This window comes from Bacillus cereus, from assembly GCF_015071065.1.
Taxonomy (GTDB): domain Bacteria; phylum Bacillota; class Bacilli; order Bacillales; family Bacillaceae_G; genus Bacillus_A; species Bacillus_A cereus_BA.
This window is the reverse complement of sequence record NZ_VOVA01000003.1, coordinates 114,427-135,066: the sequence shown is the minus strand read 5'-3', so window position 1 is coordinate 135,066 and position 20,640 is coordinate 114,427. Positions and strand designations below refer to the sequence as shown.

The window sequence follows — 20,640 nt, the reverse complement described above, 5'->3', positions numbered from 1 at the left end:
CAGCAAGGTACAAAATTACTGTACCTTGTTTTTTTATTTCTCAATTGTAAATTTTTAGTGGTCTATTTAGTATGGAAGTGTGTGAAAGAAGAGTGGAGGAGGATACTTATGTTAACGTGTAATGGAAGTAAAACGTTTCAAACATTTATTAAAGCTGTAACGGATTTAATTGATAGTAATTTATTAGAAGATCAAATTGTTTGTGCGATTGAAAAATTACTAGAAGAACTTTTAGAAAAAAAAACATGGCTTCCGCTAGAAAAACAGAAGGCGAATTCGGCTCAATATGCACGACACTTGTTATATGAAGATCCTTTAAAGCGATTTGAAGTATTAGCTCTTGTATGGAAAGATGGACAATCTACACCTTTACATGATCATGATGGTACATGGGGAGTAGAAGGCGTTTTTTCAGGAAGGATAATGGTGCAGAACTTTATACAAACTAAGCAGCTTGAAAATTCACTTGTTTATTTAACCCATACAGGAAATCTTTATTTGGGAGAAGGAGAAACAGATAAAGTCATTCCACCAGCTGATTGTCATATTCTTAAAATAGCTGAATGCGAAAGCGTTGTCACGATTCATATTTACGGAAAACGTTTAGAAAAGTTTAAAGTATATGTCCCAACTGAAGAAAAGAATGTGTATATGTGTGAGACAAAATATATTAGTTATAGTTCATAGTTTAAAATCAAAAGCTTTTCTTTAAAGAGAAAAGCTTTTGATTTTATTTTTAATTATTTCTTGACCTGAAACGCTTTTCATAAATTATAAATAAGGAGTACTTCATGAGATCAGTATGAAAACGATACCTTTTGTTTATTATGAACTCGTGTATTTATAGAAAGTGGTGAAGAAATAATGAAATTAATCGCAATTGATTTAGATGGAACTCTTCTTTCGGGGAATAAAATGATTAGTAAAGAGAATGCAGAAGCAATTCGAAAATGTCAGGAAGTGGGCCATGTTGTAGCAATTTGTACAGGACGTTCTATTGTGGATATTGAACGACTATTGTTAGAAGTTGATTTGGAGTGTCCGATTATCGCGGAAAATGGTGCACTTATATATAAAGATAAAAAAATGATGAAGAGATATCCAATTCAAAATATGCAGGCACTTGAGATTGTAGAATATCTTGAAGAGAATGGCTTGTATTATCAGCTTTATACTAATAAAGGTGTGTATGTACCGGATTATGGAGTAGAGAGTGTACGTAATGAAATCGAGTATGTGAGGAATGCAAAAGAAAATTTCGATTTGAAAGAGTTAGAAACGATTGCTGCATTATACCTTGAGCATACAGCATTTCATAGTACAGAAAGTTGTAAACCAATTGTAGAAATGGATATACATGTGCATAAACTTTTACCGTTTTCTTATGACATAGAGAAATTAAAAAAATTAAAAGAAACGTTTCTGCATAATACAGATTTAGCTATTACATCTTCCTATTGGCATAATTTAGAGATTAATCATCGAGATGCTCAAAAAGGAAATGGATTATATACTTTAGCAGAACATCTTAATATTCCAGTTGAAAACACTGTAGCAATAGGTGATGGCTTAAACGATGTTTCTATGATGGAGAAAGCAAATATATCAATTGCAATGGGAAATGCAGTTGAAGAAATAAAAGTGATGTGTCAATACGAAACGTTAACAAATGAAGAACATGGTGTCGCACATGCTTTATATAAATATGTAATGTAATAAAAAAAGAAAAAAGAATCCAAATAGATTCTTTTTTCTTTTTATTAGGGGTAAGGTATTCTATGTGATTCATAGAAGCCTTATTACACCTCATTATATAGAATATATTGGAATAAATGTTTATATTTTTCATGAAAGTTGTGAAAAATTTGTGAACTATATGTTTATTGTATTTTTATACTGCTGCTAGCAGCGCGTAACACTCCCATATTATTTTCTGTTTTTAATTGAAAAATAGAATTTGTTCGAATAATTATTCTATAGCTATATACCTAGGAGCACTTTCTTCGTATAATGAAGAAGTATGAATTTTGAATTTGTATAAATTTTACATATCGAGGTGGAAAAGGAATGAATGCGCGGCTAATGGAACTTATTGATGTGAGTACAATAGAAACCATGGCAGAACAATTTTATAAATTAACCAACATATCACATCAACTTCTTGATGCTGAAAACGAATGTATATTTTCATTTGGAATTAATGAAATGAAAGTATGTAAACTTCCCAAAATCGAAATCCCCCTTTTCTTATACAATCAATATTTAGGATCTTTTGTTGTATGGTCCAAACGAAGCGAAATTTTCAATTGCCAAAAATATTTTGAAATGCTTTCTAACCTCATTATAGCTGGGGTGAAAAAAGCAGTTCAAAGTAAAAATACATCGTTACTTTCTCGAAAAGAGGAAGAACTACATACAATCTTACAAAACATGCCTGTTATGGTTGATGCGCTTGACTATAATGGAGATTTTGTTTTGTGGAATCGAGAATGCGAGATTGTAACAGGTTATACTGCTGAAGAAATAATTGGGAATCCAAACGCTCTTCAATTACTGTATCCTGACCATAATTATCGCCATCAAATACAAAATAAATTTTTGACTCGTGGAAAAAATTTTAGAGATTGGGAAATGAGTTTAACATGTAAAAATGGTGAAATTAAAACGATAATGTGGTCCAATATATCTGAGCAGTTTCCTGTAACAGGATTTAGTTACTGGGCTGTTGGGGTAGATATTACACATTTAAAAGCGATAGAAGGGCAATTAAAACAACAAACGTCTGAATTAGAATTAATTTTTAAAGCTTTACCAGATTTATGTTTTTTAACAGAAGACGATGGGACAATTATAGATTATAAAGCAGGATCTCCTACAAAATTTTACGTACCCGCAGAAGCTTTTATGGGAAAAAAGTTTTACGAAATATTACCATCTCCAGTAGCACAGCAATTTCAAGAAGCAATTCGCCAATTGAAAGAAGAAGGAAAGAATGTAATTGTAGAATATCTTCTAACAATTAATGGAAGTATTGATTTCTTTGAAGCTAGATGTTTACCATTATTACAAGATAAAATTATGATCATTGTACGCGATATCACAGAGCGGAAAAAGACAGAAGACTTGCTAAATAAATCAGATACACTTGCAGCTATTGGTCAATTAGCAGCTGGAGTAGCACATGAAGTGAGGAACCCTTTAACTGTAATAAAAGGATTTATACAATTATTCCAAATTAACAAAGAGGATCAAGAAAAATATTTTAATCTTATGCTTTCTGAAATCGAGAGAATTGAAGCAATCCTTCAGGAATTTTTGTCGATTGCTAAAACAGATGAAATCCCTACTGAGAAGAAAAATATTTGTCAAATATTTAAAAATGTTGTGTCGTTAATTAACACAAAAGCAATTATGACAAACATTCAAGTTGAGTTATTTACAGATTCCAAAGAGATGATTATTGAATGCTCTGAAAATCAATTAAAACAAGTATTTATTAATATTTTGCAAAATTCAATTGAAGCGATGCCAGATGGTGGGAAGATTTCAATTCATATTAAAGAAATGAATGAAGGCGGTATCATAATAGATGTAGTAGACGAAGGAATAGGGATACCAGAAGAAAGAATTAAGAGATTGGGTGAACCTTTTTATAGTACGAAAGAAAAAGGAACAGGAATCGGATTGATGCTAAGTTATAAAATCATTGAAAGTCACCATGGGACTATTAGTATTATGAGTGATGTTGGTGTTGGGACAACTGTAACAATTTACTTACCAAAATTTCAAAATGAACCGTCCATATCAAAGAGTGAAGATAGATCCGTAACAATACGCTCTATATAACTCGTAAATAATTAAATACGCAATAACAAAGGGCTTAGTGAAAACTAAGCCCTTTGTTATTGCGTATTTTTAAATTTTATTTAGTAAACTTTACCTTTTCTTTACCATTGCTTAAATTTCTATTAAGTTTTAAACATTATATTAATATTCATACAACGTAATGTTTAAAAAATAATATTACTTACTATATGGAGACTACATATAGTAAGTAATGAAACGAAAGTGATGTAGGGAGGAGATTATAACAAGGTGAAAAAGCAAAAAAAGAAGAACGGTCGGCCGATACCAATACGGTTAAATATTTTATTCTTTTGTGTATTTTTATTATTTTCTGGAATTATAATCCAGTTAGGTAAAGTGCAAATCTTCGATGGAGAAACATATAAAAACGAAGTAGAAAAAAGAGAGAATGCAACTGTTAATCTTACAGTACCACGCGGCAAAATTTATGACCGTGAAGGTAATCCAGTTGTTGACAATAAGTCTTTACGTACGATTACATATACAAAGGTGAAAGGTGTAAAAGCGGAAGAAATGTTAAAAACCGCAAGACAACTTGCAGCAATAATTGAAATGCCGCAAGAAGATATTGATAAGTTAACCGAGACTGATAAGAAAGATTTTTGGATGCAATTAAACCCAAAACTTACTCAAAACTTAGTATCAAAAAAAGAAATAGATAAGTTTAGAGAAAAGGATATTAACGGAAAAGAGCTAGACAAAAAAATAGAAGAGTTAAAAAGAAAGCGCATTACAGATAAAAATCTTCAAGAATTAACAGCAAAAGATATAGAAGTGTTAGCTATTAAAAGTAAAATGACTTCAGGTTATCAAATGGCACCTCAAATTATTAAAAAAGATGTTAGTGAAAAGGAATATACTATGATTAGTGAAAATTTAGCAAATCTCCCAGGTGTAGATGCATCAGTTGATTGGGAAAGGCTCTATGTAAACGATGGCTTATTCCGTTCAGTCCTTGGAAATGTTTCGAATGCTGATGAAGGATTACCACGTGAACGATTAGATTATTATTTAGTGCGTGATTATAGCCGGAATGATCGGGTCGGGAAAAGTTACATCGAACAACAATATGAAGATGTACTTCATGGTACGAAGAAAGAAGTAAGAAGTCTTGCTGATAAACAAGGTAATACGATTAGAACGGAAACAGTTTCAGAAGGGAAAAGCGGCAAGAATTTAACTTTAACAATAGATATGGAATTACAGAAAAAAGTCGAAGAGAGTATAGAAAAAATATTAAAGGCATATAAAGGTTCAGAATCAATGTTAGACCGTGCTTTCGTTGTAATGATGAATCCGAAAAACGGCCAAGTATTATCGATGGCTGGGAAAAGACTTGTAGAAAAAGACGGAAAAATGGAAGTAGAAGATTACGCTTTAGGTACGCTGACAAGTTCATATGAGCTTGGATCAACTGTTAAAGGTGCGACAATATTGACTGGTTTCGAAACGAAAGCTATAACACCAGGTACTTACTTTTATGATGCGCCTATGAAGTTTAAAGGAACTAAGGAGAAAAAGTCTTGGAAAGATTTCGGGAATATTGATGATCTAAGAGCTTTACAAGTTTCTTCTAACGTTTATATGTTTAATACAGCATTAAAAATTGCTGGTGTGGATTATGTAAAGAACAGTTCACTAGATATTAAACAAGAATACTTTGATAAGATGAGATATTATTTCAGACAATTTGGTTTAGGTGTTCCAACAGGCATTGATTTACCGAATGAAACAGCGGGGCAAATTGGGAGAAAAGATAATCAGCCAGGTTTCTTATTAGACTTTTCCATTGGTCAGTATGATACGTATACACCACTTCAGCTTGCACAATATATTTCAACTATTGCAAATGGCGGGTATCGTATGAAACCACAAATTCTTCAAGAAATTAGAGAACAAACCGTTCAAAAAGATGAGGTCGGTAAAGTAGTACAATCAATAGAACCCGTTGTTTTAAATAGAATTGATATGAAAGAAGAATATATCAATCAAGTAAAAGAAGGCTTTAGGAAAGTATTCCAAGAAGGGGATGGAACGGGAGTAAAGGCGTTCCAAAAAGCACCCTATAAACCAGCTGGAAAAACAGGAACTGCACAGACTGTATACGGTGGAGAAAGTGATATTGGGAGAAATGAGAAAGGCGATCGTAGAGAATGCTATAATTTAACATTAGCAGGATATGCGCCATATGATGATCCAGAAGTAGCGTTTTCTGTTGTTGTGCCATGGGTTATAAATGATAAATCAGGTATTAACTCTGATATTGGAAAAGATGTTTTAGATGCTTATTTTGATTTAAAAAATAAGCGATTAACTGGCGAAGCACCAAAAATAGATGACTCTAAAGAGAATTAAAATATACGAAACGTCTCTAGCAATTATATGAACTAGAGACGTTTTTTACATACGAATAGATTAGAAATGAGGTATATATGAAGCAATTGATTCTAAAAGATTGGAGAAAAATATGTAGCTATATTTTAATTATAATAGGAATTATTTTTATTAATAAGTTATTTTTATTTTGTATGGTAGAAGGAATTTCGATGCAACCTACTTTGAATGAGAATAATCGCATACTAGTTAATAAGGCTAGCATCTATTTTTCTTCTTTTCATCATGGTGATGTTGTAATAATAAAAAAAGAAGACTCGCCTACATACTACGTGAAACGAATTATTGGATTACCGGGGAATAACATACAATTAAGAGACGATGAGGTATATATTAACGGTAAAAAGCGTGATGAGTCGTATATACAGTTAGATATGTCACAAGTATCAAATCGTTTTTCAAACTGTAGAGAAATGAAAGTTCCCACGCATAAATTATTTGTGTTAGGTGATAATCGAAATCATAGTAAAGATAGTAGGAATACGCTTGGACTAATTGATGAGTCAAATATAATAGGTAAAGTGAAAATGGTATATTATCCATTTGATCAAATAAAATGGTTAAAATAATTCTATTAGATATGCACGTTTTATAAAATAAATCATATATTGATAGCATAGGACAAGCAGAAAAGCTTATCCTAACCTCACAGAACACTCCTTATCACAGTTAGGCATCTACATTTTATGTAGATGCCTTTTTCAATGTCTGATAATTATTTATCAACCTAAAGTAGTAAGTATATTGGGACTATTAAGGGAAGATTGCTTGTAATAATAACAGTACGATTAATAAGAACATTGAATTGTAAGGAGTGAGAAATAAGTGATGAATATTTTAATAGTTAATTTCCCTGCAGAGGGACATGTAAATCCTACATTAAGTTTAGTAAAGGCCTTTACTGAAAGAGGTGATAACGTACACTATATTACAACGGAAAGCTTTAAGGAAAGGCTTGAAGTTTTGGGAGCCATTGTACATACTCATCCGGATTTATTAAAGGAGATTTCTATTGATAATGAAACTTCATATGGATTAAAATCTTTCTTTCATGTACATGTTCAAACTTCTTTATACATATTAGAAATTACGAAACGATTATGTAAAAGCATTAATTTTGATTTCGTAGTTTATGATATATTTGGTGCTGGAGAGTTAGTAAAGGAATATTTACAAGTTCCAGGCATAGTTTCCTCTCCTATATTTTTAATTCCACCAGTACTATTGGAAACCTTGCCTTTTCATCCAAATGCAGAAATACAATTCCAACCCGATGAACTCTCTGAAAAGTTACTGTATCAAATGGAACATGAATTTAGAGTAAAGCCCAAAAATAATCTTCAATTTATGCATAATAAGGGAGATATTAGTCTCGTGTATACAAGTCGTTATTTTCAACCTAATAGCGATTCGTTCGGAGAAAACAATGTTTTTATTGGACCGAGTATTATAAAGCGCAAAACAAATGTAAAGTTTCCACTTGAATTGCTTTCAAAAAAGAAAGTTATTTATATTTCAATGGGAACACTTCTCGAAGGGCTCGAACCATTTTTTAATACTTGTATTGATGCTTTTTCAAATTTCGAAGGGATTGTAGTAATGGCGATTGGTGATAGAAATGATATTTCAAAAATTAAGCAAGCGCCAGACAACTTTATTATAACCCCTTACGTACCTCAATCAGAAATATTAAGTGAAGCAGATGTTTTTATTACACATGGTGGAATGAATAGTGTGCACGATGCAATCCATTATAATGTCCCATTTGTGATAATACCGCATGATAAAGATCAACCTATGATAGCGCAAAGATTAACTGAGCTTGAGGCAGCACATAGATTATTGAAAGAGCATGTTAATGTGCAAACTTTAAAAAAGGCGGTAACAGACGTTCTTTCAAATGAAAAGTATAAACATGGCATTCGAAAACTGAATGAAAGTTTTTTAGAGTGTGGTGGTTCCAAAAGAGCCATTGCAGTTATTGATGCTCTTTTAAATAAATAGTTCGGATAATATAAAAGCATAGAGGCTCTACCTGTATGCTTTTATATTATTATCCAGCAAATTGTACAGCAGTATTCGCATGTAAATAAGCAGTATCAAAAACAGGAACAGATAGATCATTTTGGGAAATGAGCAAAGGAATTTCCGTACAGCCAAGTAGAATTCCTTCAGCCCCATTATTAATTAATGAATTGGTAATTTGTATTAGTTTTTCTTTTGATGTTTCTGAAATAATTCCTCTACTTAATTCATTTAATATGACGTGATGGATAAAAGTTCTTTCTTCGTCATTTGGGATAATTGTCTCAATGTTATATTTTGCTAGTCGTGATGTATAAAAATCTTCTTCCATTGTTTGTTTCGTTCCTAATAATCCGATCCGTTTTATATTCTGTTCTACCATTTCTTTAGCACTTACATCACCGATATGAAGAAGTGGGATTGATATTGCTTGTTCTACTTCCTCAGCAAATAGATGTACAGTATTAGAACACATTAGTAAACATTCAGCTCCAGAGTGTTCTACTTTTTTTGCTACTGCGACTAATTCATTTTTCACTTCTTCGTATTGATGATTTTGTAATAATGTAGTTACTTCACCAAAGTCCATACTATATAAAACAAGCTTCGCATTTTGATCATATTGAGAGAGAGTTAGTGTATTAATATGTTTATAATATAACGATGTTGATTCCCAACTTAGTCCGCCAATTAAGCCAATTACTTTCATCATGCATTCCTCCCGTAACAATTTTGAATTTATTATTTCATAATTCCGATAAGAATACAATGATTTAATCGAACTATTTATCGAAAAATAAAAATAGTAAGAAAAGTATTGAAATTATTTATTGTTAGTGCCATAATACAGATTACAAATACATACTTATCCAGAGAGGTAGAGGGAACGGCCCTTTGAAGCCTCAGCAACCCCTATGTAATTACATAGGAAGGTGCTAATTCCGCAGAGGACACTATGTGTCTTTTGAAAGATAAGGGGATTCTTGTACGTGAAAGAAAATGACCTCTTATTTAAGAGGTCATTTTTTGTTGTATAGAAAGGAAGTGTCGATGCATAATTCATTTTCAAAATAAATATAGAGTATTAAAAGTTGAATAATACGAGAGGGGAATTGTAATGAACAAATTAACGACAAAGCTAGTAGTAGCAATTGGAATTGGAGCAGCTTTATACGGGGTATTAGGGCTTTGGGGATTTTCTATCGCACCGAATACCTTTATTAAACCAGCACTGGCTATTTTAACAGTTTTTGGAGCGTTATTTGGCCCGGTAGCAGGACTTTTAATAGGACTAATCGGTCATACCGTTACAGATACGATTGCTGGATGGGGTATTTGGTGGGGATGGGTTATTAGTTCGGGGATTATCGGATTTTCAATGGGTCTCATACAAAAAAGAGCAGGTTTTAGTGTGAAAAATGGAACGTTTAATAACCGTGATATTTCTTATTTTGCAATTGCAGGATTAATTGGTATTGTCATAGCTATTATATTTGCTGGAGCATTCGATATTATTGTGATGGGAGAACCGTTTGACAAAATCGTTATACAAGTACTAGGCGCAACAATTGCAGACGTTATCGTATTTTTAGTTCTTGGCTTACCAATCACGATCGGTCTAGCGAAATCAAATAAGAAACATACACATTTAAAAATTGAAAAGTAGGGATGAATACATGCAACCAATTATTTCTTTTGAACAATTTACCTTTCAATATAGGCATGCCACGCAGCCTACTTTAAAAAATATTACATTTCAAATATATCCTGGGGAAAAGGTACTTATCGCTGGACGAAGTGGTTCAGGGAAGTCAACATTAGCTCATTGTATAAATGGGTTAATCCCATTTTCTTACGAAGGGATAAGTACCGGTAACATTTTAATAGCTGGAAAGGATCCGAGAGAAGGTAGTGTTTTTGAACAGAGTAAACATGTAGGAACAATATTACAAGATCAAGATTCACAATTTATAGGCCTTACTGTCGAAGAGGACGTAGCATTTGCATTAGAAAACGATTGTGTAAATCAAATAGAAATGAAAAAGATTGTTACGGATTCTTTAAAAAAGGTAAGCATGCAGGAGTTTCATGCACAAAGTCCACATGAATTATCAGGAGGTCAGAAACAGACAGTCTCTCTTGCAGGTCTGCTAACGACAAATGCAGATATATTATTATTTGATGAACCGTTAGCTAATTTAGATCCTGCATGTAGTTTGAATACTATAGAACTCATTAAAAATATACATGAGAAATATAATAAAACAATTTTAATTATTGAACATCGAATAGAAGAAATTTTAAACCTTGATTTAGATAAAATTATTTTAATAGATGAGGGAGAAGTTATTACGATTGGTTCACCGGATAGTATTCTAAATTCTAATATATTACCAAATATCGGACTAAGAGAACCTATTTATATAGAAGCTCTAAAGAAATTAAATTTTGACAGTAATAATGTTGGGGTATTTCCAATTGAAAATCTACGTAATGCAGGCGTTCATAACCTATTAAAGAACTGGATGCGGAAGCAAGTGTCATCTAAAAACACGTATATTAAAAAAGCCTTATGCAAGATAGAAAATTTATCATTTACGTACAATAACAAACATACAGCCTTAGAAGATATCAACCTTCCAATAGGAGAGGGAGAGATAATAGCGTTATTGGGTCATAATGGAGCAGGGAAATCCACATTAGCTCATACTCTTATAGGAATAAATAAAACAAAGAATGGGAGAATAACATTCGATGGAGAAAATATAAATTCTTGGTCTATTCGTAAGCGTGGGGAAGTTATTTCTTACGTTATGCAAAACCCAAATCAAATGATTACACAGCCTACTGTTTTAGAAGAAGTTTCATTTTCATTAAAATTAAAAAAGGTTTCTAAAGATGAGATTGAGAGTAGAGTCGAAAAGGCTTTAAGAATTTGTGGATTATACCCATTTCGTAACTGGCCAATTCAAGCATTAAGCTATGGACAAAAAAAGAGGCTTACTATTGCATCTGTACTTATAACAAACCCAAAACTTATTATATTAGATGAGCCGACAGCTGGACAAGATTATTACCATTACAAACAGTTTATGTCCTTTATTAGAAAACTGGCTGAAAAAGGCATATCCTTTATTATTATCACACACGATATGAATCTTGCTTTAGAATACGCAGATCGAGCGGTAGTTCTGCATGAAGGGAAAATCATTGCGGACAATACTGTATCCGCTGTATTAGGGGATCAAGGAACGTTACAAAGAGCTAATCTACGGGAGATTTCATTAATAAAACTAGCTAAATTAAGCGGAATTCCAACTCCAGAAAAGTTTGTGAAACTTTATATTGAGGCTAATAGGAGGGAGGAATATGCATAATACGTATTTTTATCGTATGGATGGTGCAATTAAATTATCTTTATTTATATTTTGTATGACACTTACTTTTTTATTTTTTGATTTTCGTATATTGCTAATTTTATTTATTATTGGATGTATCGGCCTCTTAATTGCAAAAATTCAATTGCGTAAAATTATAGTTATTTTCAGCGTTATATTTACATTTAGTTTATTAAATTCCGTTATGATTCTTTTCATTACGCCCACCCATGGATCGGAATTAACGGGAACGTATACTTCTTTTTTTCATGTAGGTTATGCAACAATTACATATGAAACTCTATTTTATGCAGCTACACTTTCATTGAAATATTTTACGTTATTACCATTTACACTTCTTTTTATTTATACAACTCATCCAAGTGAATTTGTAAGCAGCTTAAATAAATTTGCAGTTCCTTATAAAATTACATATGCAATAAATATTGCACTGCGTTATATACCAAGCATTCAATCTGAATATATAATCATTAGACACGCGCAGGAAGCAAGAGGCGTACCTTTTGAAAAAGGAGAAGCGAGCTTGTGGGTTCGTATGAAAAACCGTGTTTTAATTTTTTGGCCACTTATTATTCATTCATTAGAAAGGATTGATACGGTTTCAAATGCAATGGATTTAAGAGGGTTTGGAAAGAAGGATAAACGAACGTGGTACTATGCAAAAGATGCACAAAAGGAGGATTACATCACACTTTTTGTTGGTATTATCATTTTGATTATTACAGTTTACTTAAAGCTGAATGTATTCCAAAGTTTCTGGTACCCATTTTAAAGCACTCTCAATAGAGTGCTTTTACTAATTTTATGAAGACATGCTCAAAAAAGGGAGATACACATACTGTATAATACGAACCAGTTAAAATGATCAACTACCTATTAGTTTTCAAACCAAAAGGAGGAGAAAATATGAGTTTCGGCGGTTCTTGTGGTTTTGGTGGAGGTTTCGCATTATTAGTTGTCTTATTTATTTTATTAATTATTGTTGGATGTAGCTGTTGGAGCTAAGGGTACTAATTTCTAATTAGTCTCTACAAAATGTAAACTTTAAAAAACATAGCAGATACTTTTTGTATCGAAATAAATGAAAAAGGAGCTTAATAGCTCCTTTTTCATTTATTATACGAAATCTCCTCATTACTGTATTTAGGTAATGTAATGGTTAAAGTAGTTCCTTTATTTATAACACTTCGGATTTTCAATGTGCCTTGCATCGTTTCGATAATTTTTACAGCAACCATCGTTCCTAAACCCGTACCTTTTGTTTTTGTACTAAAATATGGTTCGCCAAATCGATTAATTTGCTCTTGCGACATTCCAATTCCACTATCTTGAATCCTTATTATGACCTTATTATTACTAACAGTTGCAGAAATACTTAGATTACCGCCACTTGGCATTGCTTCTATACTGTTTTTTATTAAATTTAAAAAACATTGATGGAAGTGCTGTGTATTACCAATAATTGTTCCCTCTGAGAACTCTTTTGTAATATTAATATTATTCATGTTACAAAAAGGCAACATCATATTAATAACTCGATTTAACTCGTGCTCCACTGAAATATGATCTAGTTTTTCTGAAGCCGGTTTGGCAAAAGTTAAGTAATCATCAATAATTGCTTGTGCACGATTTAACTCTTCAAGAATATGTTCAATATACTCATCTCTAGATTGTTGAGTTATATTGGGTGTTTTTAAAAGTTGTGTAAATCCTTTTACAACAGTCAATGGATTCCTTACTTCATGTGAAATACTTGCAGCGAGTTGGCTGACAATCTCCATTTTTTCAACTTTTATTAATTTTGATCGCATGAATATTGCATCTTTTAAAACTTCATTAAAATAGATCATAAATAATATTAAAATAGTGGGTAATAGAATGAAATAAATAATGTACAAATTATTCACTTCAAAATCTGATAGAGTTAAAACAAGTACTGTTGTAAATATTGCAAGGAAAAAAGTTAAAAACATAGATGAAGTTACTTTTTTTTTCCTATTGTATGTATTAAATTTTGATGATGCGAATGCTGTAATTATTAACATCGTTCCATAAACAATGATTGTTAACAGGCTAAAACCATAAAACATAAAACGTATTATTAATAAAATCATGAGTAATGCAATACCGACTGGAAATCCACCATAAAGTGTACCAATTAAAAAGGGGATTTGTCTTAAATCGTGAATATAATTTTCATCCATATAGATGGGATACCGCATACATAAAATTAGTGGGATACTCGTACAAAGAATGATAAGTAGTTTCTTATATTTCTTCCCGAAGTACCCACTATCATAAATAAAATAAAAAACAAATATACTGCTTAAAATATAAAGAAGATTATTTAAAACATTTTGATTAATGTAAACAAAGTTCATAATACATGCCCCGTTATCCTGAATTTCAATCCCATATGTATTATACATTATAAAAGTACAAGTTTTACATGTACTTTTACAATGTATGTAGTTTTTATAGATTTTCAGTGTTATAGACTTTTAACCATGCATTATTAAACTCTTCCATTGACGCATAGCGCTCACTACGATTTTCATTTACAGCACGGTATGCTACTTCATATAAGCCTTCACTAGCTTCCCATTTTATAAAGGAACGATCTTGCCCGCCACCCAAAAGTGCAAAAGCTATAGCCCCCATATTAAATACGTTTGTTTTTCCGTCTATTATAGAGTTAAGCTGAAACTCTTCAGGTGACATAAAACGTGATGAACCCCAAAGTCTTCCCATTGTATTTACATAAGGTTTTTTACTGTATAAATCAATGTCGCAAATTTTTGTTTCATTTGTTTTAAAGTTATATAAAATACTCCCATCGTAAAAATCAATTGCCACATAGTTTTTTTGTTCTACATAAACATGGAAAGAAAAAATAGAGTTTAATGAAATTAGTCGATCCCTAACGGATAATCTCTTATATTTATAAAATGGTGAGTTAGGATCATTGTATTTCGTTGGGGGTGGGAAACTCCAGTGCGGGTGAAGACATTCACCGTCAAACCAATCAAAAATTAAAACATATCCATGTTGTACAGGGTAGTGATCAATTAAACTTATAAGAGAAACGTGTTTTAATTCATTGTATATAGTAACTGAGCTTTTTAATCTTTGTATAGCTTCATTTGTAGAAGCATTATATGCGAGTGTTTGTGCCCCTGCATATTTTATAAAGTTCTTTTTCCCATTCTTTTCAACACCAAAACTTATATTACCGGAATCTTGTTGGTCAAAAACCGCAAATACTGTACCTAGTTTTGTAAGCCAATCAAAATTATGATGTTTTTTTAGTTGGAATGTTATAGTATCTAACTGAATTTTAACTGGAATATCTTTCATAATTCACCTCAAATTTAATATAATTAAGTTGTCCATTACAGTATTCGACATATTTTGTGAAATCCCTATATTTATAAACTTAAATTTTATAAATATAATAATGTACAGTTATAAGGAGGAAAGCAAATGGATGGAAAAATCATAATTAAACCGTACCAACAATATTGGCATACAGAGTTTTTAAATGAAAAAAATAAAATTGTGCCGTTACTCCATGAAGAAATTATTGCTATTGAACATATCGGAAGCACAGCCGTAGAAGGGTTAGGGGCTAAACCTCTTATTGATATGATGATCGGCGTAACAAATTTACAAATTACCGGAAATTGGAGGGAAGCCCTAGAAGAAATTGGCTATGAATATGTTCCTAAAAAAACACCTAATTGGCGTTTTTTTAGAAAAGGTAAATGGAGAGCTGGTACCCACCATTTACATGTTTATATTTATAATAGCGAGGAATGGAGGAACAACCTTTTATTTCGAGACTTTCTAATAAATCATGAGTGGGCACGTGAAGAATATAGAGTATTAAAAGAGATGCTTGCTGCTACATATCCTTTTGATCGTGTTTCATATACAAATGCAAAAGCACCGTTTATTTGCAACATATTAGAATTGGCCAAAAAGGATATAAATAAAATATAAGTAGTTTGCAGATTCTCATTTTATTTTAATCTTTCTCTCATGTTATTCTCTCTTTTACTTGATACACTGCTGATTATAGAGCTTTTGAGTCAAAAGGAGATTATATAAAATGGAGAAAATACTTAGAAATAAATATTTCCATATATATGTTAAAATAATTGGTATTACTATTATTGTTTGTAGTGTAGAATTGCTATTTATTAATGTTTTGTACGGGAATGTATTAAATGTACAATGGCTAAATAAGAAATTAGGTTCTTTAGGTGAATACGGGGTAATTATAGCTGCATCATTATGGTTCTTACGTAATATATGGTTATTTTTAAAGAAGAAACATATTCACGGATTTAAAATAATTAAAGAGCTATATCTTTTTATAAAACATTTTCACGTATTAATTGGATACGCTGTAATAGCTGTTGCGACTACTCACGGTGTTTACTTTTTAATAAAAGGAAGTCGTCATATAATACTAATATACAGTGGTATATTTTCTCTTTTAACCTTAATAACATTAGGGGTTGCGGGATTTGTTTTACAGAAATCTAATCAGAAAACAAAATTGAAGATGTATCGAAAAGCACATCAAATTATTGCAGTCATATTCGGAATAGGATTACTTATTCATTTAATCGTATAGGAGGAAGTATCGTTGCAACATATACTAATTATTGAAGATGAGGAAAGCTTAGCAGATTTTTTAGAATTAGAATTAAAGTATGAAGGATATATAGTAGATATACAACTTGATGGAAGAAAGGGATTAGAAGCAGCGCTTGAAAATAGTTATGATCTCATTTTACTTGATTTAATGCTACCAGGATTAAATGGACTGGAAGTATGTCGTCGACTAAGAGCAACTAAAAATACACCTATTATTATGTTGACTGCTCGTGATAGTATTATGGACCGTGTGACAGGGTTAGATAGTGGAGCTGATGATTATCTTCCAAAACCGTTTGCGATTGAAGAACTTTTAGCACGTATGAGAGTTATATTTAGAAGAGAAGAAAATATAGAGCATAAGCACACATCTTCTCTTACGTTTAAAGACTTACAGCTTCAAATTGAATCTCGGACTATAACTAAAGGAAATGAAGAAATCGAACTTACAAATAAAGAATTCGAGCTATTGCTTATGTTTATGAAAAATATTAATCGAGTACTTACCCGTGATATTTTACTTGATCAAGTATGGGGATATGATGCAATGGTTGAGACGAATATCGTTGATGTATATGTTCGTTATTTACGTAATAAGTTACATAGTGTAGATAAGGAGGAGTATATCCAAACGGTCCGCGGTGCTGGATATATAATGAAATGATTAAAAATATTATGTACCGAATTCGAAATCTACCTATAAAGTGGAAATTAACACTTTGGTCCACTACACTAGTATTCATTTTGTTTATTTTGTATAGCACTTTACAATTCATTGTAATTAATAAGTGGACTATAGATTATGAACAGAAACAAATAAATAGGCAAGTGACAGAAATAGCGGCATATTTTCAAGATAAAAATGATACGCTCTCGAGCAAAACATTTGAAAATAGTAAAGAATTTCTTAACAACATGATTGATAAACATCAAATGATACGTATTATAGGAAATGATGGAAAACCAATTGTTACTGTTTCTCGAGATTTTAATGAAGCGTGGATAGAACCAAAAAAGGTTACACAAGATGAATCATTTATAAGAAGACATATAGAAGATCGAATATTAGTTGAGCGCATACCAATTCAAACAAAAGAATTTACGGGAACTATTGAACTTGCGAAAAACTTAGAGACATTTGATCATTTATTAAAAATAATTTTAGTGGTAATGGTTATCGCAGGAATATGTGGATTAGTGTTTAGTTTTTTAGGCGGGATACTTATAACGAAAAAGCTTTTATCGAGTGTTCAAAACATAACGGATACGATGAAGCGTATTAAGAAAAACGGACTAAATGAAAGGGTTCCAGTACGAGAAAATAATGATGAACTCGCAAAATTATCGATTCTTTTTAACGAAATGATGGATGAAGTAGAAACTTCTTTTACACAGCAAAAACAGTTTGTAGAAGACGCATCGCATGAATTAAGAACACCATTAACAATTATTCAAGGGCACTTATCAATGCTGAATCGATGGGGGAAAAATGATTCAGCAGTATTGGATAAATCTCTTCAATCCAGTCTAAAAGAAGTAGATCGATTAAATAAATTAGTTTCAGAATTGCTAGAGCTATCAAGAGCTGAATCAGAACAGATGCATCCAATAGCAGCCGAACGAGTCCATGTTAATAGTGTATTAAAACAAGTTACACAAAACTTTGCAGTACTTCAAACTGACTTTCAATTTGATATGAAATTGGATGCAGATGAAGCATACGTTTCAATGCCCTCATCTTACTTAGAGCAAATTATTATTATTGTAATGGATAATGCAGTGAAATATACAAAAGAAGTAAATCAGTATATTTGCATTGAATCCAGTTTACAATCGGGAATAATTAATATTCGCATAATAGATCACGGAGCGGGAATACCTGAAGCAGATTTACCCTTTGTTCTTAACCGTTTTTATAGAGTTGATAAAGCAAGAAGTCGAAAACAAGGTGGAAATGGACTAGGTTTATCAATTGCAAAACGCCTTGTAGAAAAATATAACGGAACTATTCAATTAGAGAGTAAAGAAAATGAAGGAACAGTTGTTACGATTACATTTCCTTATGCTACCCATTGATAGTTGAAGGTGGAAAATTCTTTTTGTAAGAGTTATTTAAAAGGAGGAATACATGATGTATTTCCTCTTTTTTTAATGTTTAGTAATCAAAATATTTTATTTCTTTCGATATTTTCGATACATTAATAATATAAAGGGGGATTATTAATGAAAGCTATTGTACATCAACATAAAAATGGAATAGAAGGTTTAAAATATAAATTATCACCTGAGATAACACCTAATGTTGGGGAAGTTAAAGTGAGATTAAAAGCAGCAGGTTTAAATCATCGCGACTTATTTATAATGAATAATAGAAAAGAAATGGAACAACCATTAGTTTTAGGGTCAGATGGTGCAGGTATTGTTATAGAACTAGGAGAAGGAGTTTCAAATATTTTACTACATACCGAGGTTATTATTAACCCTAGTATTGGATGGAATAATACTCATGAAATACCAGAGTTACCTGAAGTACTAGGTGGACCAGCAGATGGAACATTTGCTGAATATGTTATTGTACCAGCAGAAAATGTAGTGGAAAAGCCATCCTATCTTACGTGGGAAGAATCTGGCGTTTTATCTTTATCGGCATTAACTGCATATAGAGCGCTTTTTACAAAAGGTAGATTAAAACCTGAAGAACATGTCCTAATTCCGGGAATTGGCGGTGGTGTAGCTACTTATGCTATGTTATTTGCTAAAGCAATTGGAGCAAAGGTGAGTGTTACTTCAAGGATAGAGGACAAAAGAAAGGCTGCTGAAAAATATGGAGCAGACTTTTCTTTTAATAGTTCTGGTAATTGGGAAGAGTGCTTACATGGAGAAAAAGTAGATTTAATTATAGATAGTATAGGTCCGGCGACTTTCTTGAAATATTTTGATGTATTAAAACCAAACGGAAGAATCGTTAACTTTGGTGCAAGTTCAGGAGATAAAATCGAATTACCGTTACGAGCATTATTTTATAATCAAATTGATATTATGGGAACATCAATGGGAAGCCGTGAAGAATTTAATGAGATGGTTCATTTTATAGAGAAACATAATATTAAACCAATTATTGATAAAGTATATCCATTAGAAGAAGCAATTCAAGCTTTAAATCGAATGCAGCAAGGAGAACAATTCGGTAATATTGCCCTTCGTATGGAATGAAAATATGATTTCGTAGCTAGTATATTTAAATGAATATGTTAAGTATTATATTCATGTATAGAGTGTTTACCATACTATTTAAAATGTTTTACAATCTTTATACATATTTAGCTCGTGTAAATAGTTACACGATTGTCAAATGAATAGTAACAAAATGAGAATTAGATGAGAAAAGTTTAAGCCCATTTTCATATTGATGTTGTATACTGTGTAAATCAAGAACAACTTGTATCTTTATTTAAAGTACAATGAGAAATAATAAGGAGAGAGTAATATGAATTACACAGTATTTCAATGGATTAATAATTTTGCTGGATCATCCAAGCTATTAGATACGCTAATGATCGCTATTACAAATAGTGTTCCATATGTAGCTATTCTATTTATGCTTATCCTATGGTTCAATAATGGCAAGAAAGAGAATGCAATGAGAAAACAATATACAGTGTTATATACGACACTTTCAGTTAGTATTGCATTATTAGTAAATGTTATTATACATGCGGTATATTATCATCCGCGTCCTTTTATAACACATCATGTAAATCAATTAGTACCGCATGCAGCAGATTCATCATTTGTAAGTGATCATTCTGTACTTGTATTTTCGATTGCGTTCGTATTTATTCTAAGAGGAGAAAAACTTAAATATATCGCGCTTATATGGGCAATATTAGTCGGTGTATCACGCATGTACGTAGGTGTTCATTATCCTCTAGATATACTTGGTGCTGCGTTCTTAACATTTATTACAAGTGGATTAGTAATACAAAGCACACGTATACTTGAACCGTTAACTTGTTTTATTTTCAAAATGTATGCACTAGTAGCAAAACGAGTTCCTTTTTTAGCGAAATACAACCATATAGCTTAATCGTAAGAACCTACAAAAAGTAGGTTCTTTTTATTTGAAAATTCTTAAATTTCATTTACCGTATTTTATATAAAAAATACAAAATTAATAAAAAACAAATAGCAACAGAGCTGGCTTTCTTATTGTTATAGAGGAATTAGTAAAAAAACTTCGAAAAAGATAGTATCTAATATAATAAAGAACATATTTAGTAGTGTATCTTCG

Annotated in this window: 19 protein-coding genes and 1 riboswitch; of the genes, 16 read left to right on the top strand and 3 right to left on the bottom strand. The window is 31.6% G+C overall.

Features of this window, described 5'->3' with window-relative positions:
• Nucleotides 1-108 precede the first annotated feature (108 nt).
• From FT637_RS11285 to FT637_RS11260, 6 genes are all read left to right on the top strand, one after another.
• A complete protein-coding gene (locus FT637_RS11285) occupies nt 109-687 on the top strand; it encodes a cysteine dioxygenase family protein (RefSeq protein WP_002136626.1) in 579 nt (192 codons plus the stop codon).
• 177 nt (nt 688-864) lie between these two features.
• Nucleotides 865-1,716 (top strand): Cof-type HAD-IIB family hydrolase, encoded by an 852-nt coding sequence (locus tag FT637_RS11280; RefSeq protein ID WP_016105007.1) that lies wholly within the window; start codon nt 865-867, stop codon nt 1,714-1,716.
• Nucleotides 1,717-2,067: 351 nt separating this feature from the next.
• Nucleotides 2,068-3,846, top strand: a complete 1,779-nt coding sequence (locus FT637_RS11275) for an ATP-binding protein (protein ID WP_193646369.1) — start codon at nt 2,068-2,070, stop codon at nt 3,844-3,846.
• Between the two features lie 249 nt (nt 3,847-4,095).
• Nucleotides 4,096-6,222, top strand: a complete 2,127-nt coding sequence (locus FT637_RS11270) for a peptidoglycan D,D-transpeptidase FtsI family protein (RefSeq protein WP_193646368.1) — start codon at nt 4,096-4,098, stop codon at nt 6,220-6,222.
• 77 nt (nt 6,223-6,299) lie between these two features.
• On the top strand, nt 6,300-6,830 hold the full coding sequence (lepB, locus tag FT637_RS11265; protein WP_107886837.1) for a signal peptidase I: 531 nt from the start codon (nt 6,300-6,302) through the stop codon (nt 6,828-6,830).
• A gap of 256 nt (nt 6,831-7,086) precedes the next feature.
• Entirely contained in the window at nt 7,087-8,265 is a 1,179-nt protein-coding gene (locus FT637_RS11260; RefSeq protein ID WP_193646367.1) for a macrolide family glycosyltransferase, read from the top strand.
• A 49-nt stretch (nt 8,266-8,314) separates the two neighbouring features.
• On the opposite strand, the gene FT637_RS11255 is transcribed toward FT637_RS11260, so the two are convergent.
• Nucleotides 8,315-8,998, bottom strand: a complete 684-nt coding sequence (locus tag FT637_RS11255; RefSeq protein ID WP_002127641.1) for an aspartate/glutamate racemase family protein — start codon at nt 8,996-8,998, stop codon at nt 8,315-8,317.
• Nucleotides 8,999-9,148: 150 nt separating this feature from the next.
• Nucleotides 9,149-9,264: riboswitch (SAM riboswitch) on the top strand.
• A gap of 139 nt (nt 9,265-9,403) precedes the next feature.
• On the opposite strand from FT637_RS11255, the gene FT637_RS11250 reads away from it, so the two are divergent.
• The 4 genes from FT637_RS11250 to FT637_RS11235 all read left to right on the top strand — a co-directional run bounded on the left by FT637_RS11250 (nt 9,404) and on the right by FT637_RS11235 (nt 12,689).
• Nucleotides 9,404-9,952, top strand: a complete 549-nt coding sequence (locus FT637_RS11250; RefSeq protein WP_193646366.1) for an ECF-type riboflavin transporter substrate-binding protein — start codon at nt 9,404-9,406, stop codon at nt 9,950-9,952.
• Nucleotides 9,953-9,962: 10 nt separating this feature from the next.
• Entirely contained in the window at nt 9,963-11,663 is a 1,701-nt protein-coding gene (locus FT637_RS11245) for an ABC transporter ATP-binding protein (RefSeq protein ID WP_193646365.1), read from the top strand.
• On the top strand, nt 11,656-12,456 hold the full coding sequence (locus FT637_RS11240; RefSeq protein WP_193646364.1) for an energy-coupling factor transporter transmembrane component T family protein: 801 nt from the start codon (nt 11,656-11,658) through the stop codon (nt 12,454-12,456). The genes FT637_RS11245 and FT637_RS11240 overlap by 8 nt, the downstream gene beginning before the upstream one ends.
• Nucleotides 12,457-12,590: 134 nt before the next feature.
• A complete protein-coding gene (locus FT637_RS11235; RefSeq protein ID WP_000007808.1) occupies nt 12,591-12,689 on the top strand; it encodes a YjcZ family sporulation protein in 99 nt (32 codons plus the stop codon).
• A gap of 104 nt (nt 12,690-12,793) precedes the next feature.
• On the opposite strand, the gene FT637_RS11230 is transcribed toward FT637_RS11235, so the two are convergent.
• Nucleotides 12,794-14,113 (bottom strand): LytS/YhcK type 5TM receptor domain-containing protein, encoded by a 1,320-nt coding sequence (locus tag FT637_RS11230; RefSeq protein WP_193646363.1) that lies wholly within the window; start codon nt 14,111-14,113, stop codon nt 12,794-12,796.
• Nucleotides 14,114-14,159: 46 nt separating this feature from the next.
• A complete protein-coding gene (locus FT637_RS11225) occupies nt 14,160-15,041 on the bottom strand; it encodes a serine/threonine protein kinase (protein WP_193646362.1) in 882 nt (293 codons plus the stop codon).
• 126 nt (nt 15,042-15,167) lie between these two features.
• Here FT637_RS11225 and FT637_RS11220 point away from each other — a divergent pair, with 126 nt between their 5' ends.
• The 6 genes from FT637_RS11220 (at nt 15,168) to FT637_RS11195 (ending at nt 20,436) form a co-directional block, all read left to right on the top strand.
• A complete protein-coding gene (locus FT637_RS11220; RefSeq protein ID WP_002013175.1) occupies nt 15,168-15,686 on the top strand; it encodes a GrpB family protein in 519 nt (172 codons plus the stop codon).
• A 109-nt stretch (nt 15,687-15,795) separates the two neighbouring features.
• Entirely contained in the window at nt 15,796-16,326 is a 531-nt protein-coding gene (locus tag FT637_RS11215; protein ID WP_193646361.1) for a hypothetical protein, read from the top strand.
• Between the two features lie 12 nt (nt 16,327-16,338).
• Nucleotides 16,339-17,013, top strand: coding sequence for a response regulator transcription factor (locus FT637_RS11210; RefSeq protein ID WP_193646360.1), 675 nt, complete (start codon nt 16,339-16,341; stop codon nt 17,011-17,013).
• Entirely contained in the window at nt 17,010-18,425 is a 1,416-nt protein-coding gene (locus tag FT637_RS11205; RefSeq protein WP_193646359.1) for an ATP-binding protein, read from the top strand. Before FT637_RS11210 ends, FT637_RS11205 begins: the two co-directional genes overlap by 4 nt.
• Before the next feature lie 147 nt (nt 18,426-18,572).
• Nucleotides 18,573-19,562, top strand: a complete 990-nt coding sequence (locus tag FT637_RS11200; protein WP_193646358.1) for a zinc-binding dehydrogenase — start codon at nt 18,573-18,575, stop codon at nt 19,560-19,562.
• Between the two features lie 274 nt (nt 19,563-19,836).
• Nucleotides 19,837-20,436: an undecaprenyl-diphosphatase gene (locus FT637_RS11195; RefSeq protein ID WP_193646357.1), complete on the top strand. Its 600-nt coding sequence runs from the start codon at nt 19,837-19,839 to the stop codon at nt 20,434-20,436.
• Nucleotides 20,437-20,640 lie beyond the last annotated feature (204 nt).

Coding starts and splice junctions, on each gene's coding strand:
- FT637_RS11285 (WP_002136626.1), top strand. CDS start 109: ATGTTAACGTGTAATGGAAGTAAAACGTTTCAAACATTTATTAAAGCT.
- FT637_RS11280 (WP_016105007.1), top strand. CDS start 865: ATGAAATTAATCGCAATTGATTTAGATGGAACTCTTCTTTCGGGGAAT.
- FT637_RS11275 (WP_193646369.1), top strand. CDS start 2,068: ATGAATGCGCGGCTAATGGAACTTATTGATGTGAGTACAATAGAAACC.
- lepB (WP_107886837.1), top strand. CDS start 6,300: ATGAAGCAATTGATTCTAAAAGATTGGAGAAAAATATGTAGCTATATT.
- FT637_RS11255 (WP_002127641.1), bottom strand. CDS start 8,998: ATGATGAAAGTAATTGGCTTAATTGGCGGACTAAGTTGGGAATCAACA.
- FT637_RS11250 (WP_193646366.1), top strand. CDS start 9,404: ATGAACAAATTAACGACAAAGCTAGTAGTAGCAATTGGAATTGGAGCA.
- FT637_RS11245 (WP_193646365.1), top strand. CDS start 9,963: ATGCAACCAATTATTTCTTTTGAACAATTTACCTTTCAATATAGGCAT.
- FT637_RS11240 (WP_193646364.1), top strand. CDS start 11,656: ATGCATAATACGTATTTTTATCGTATGGATGGTGCAATTAAATTATCT.
- FT637_RS11235 (WP_000007808.1), top strand. CDS start 12,591: ATGAGTTTCGGCGGTTCTTGTGGTTTTGGTGGAGGTTTCGCATTATTA.
- FT637_RS11230 (WP_193646363.1), bottom strand. CDS start 14,113: ATGTATAATACATATGGGATTGAAATTCAGGATAACGGGGCATGTATT.
- FT637_RS11225 (WP_193646362.1), bottom strand. CDS start 15,041: ATGAAAGATATTCCAGTTAAAATTCAGTTAGATACTATAACATTCCAA.
- FT637_RS11220 (WP_002013175.1), top strand. CDS start 15,168: ATGGATGGAAAAATCATAATTAAACCGTACCAACAATATTGGCATACA.
- FT637_RS11215 (WP_193646361.1), top strand. CDS start 15,796: ATGGAGAAAATACTTAGAAATAAATATTTCCATATATATGTTAAAATA.
- FT637_RS11205 (WP_193646359.1), top strand. CDS start 17,010: ATGATTAAAAATATTATGTACCGAATTCGAAATCTACCTATAAAGTGG.
- FT637_RS11200 (WP_193646358.1), top strand. CDS start 18,573: ATGAAAGCTATTGTACATCAACATAAAAATGGAATAGAAGGTTTAAAA.
- FT637_RS11195 (WP_193646357.1), top strand. CDS start 19,837: ATGAATTACACAGTATTTCAATGGATTAATAATTTTGCTGGATCATCC.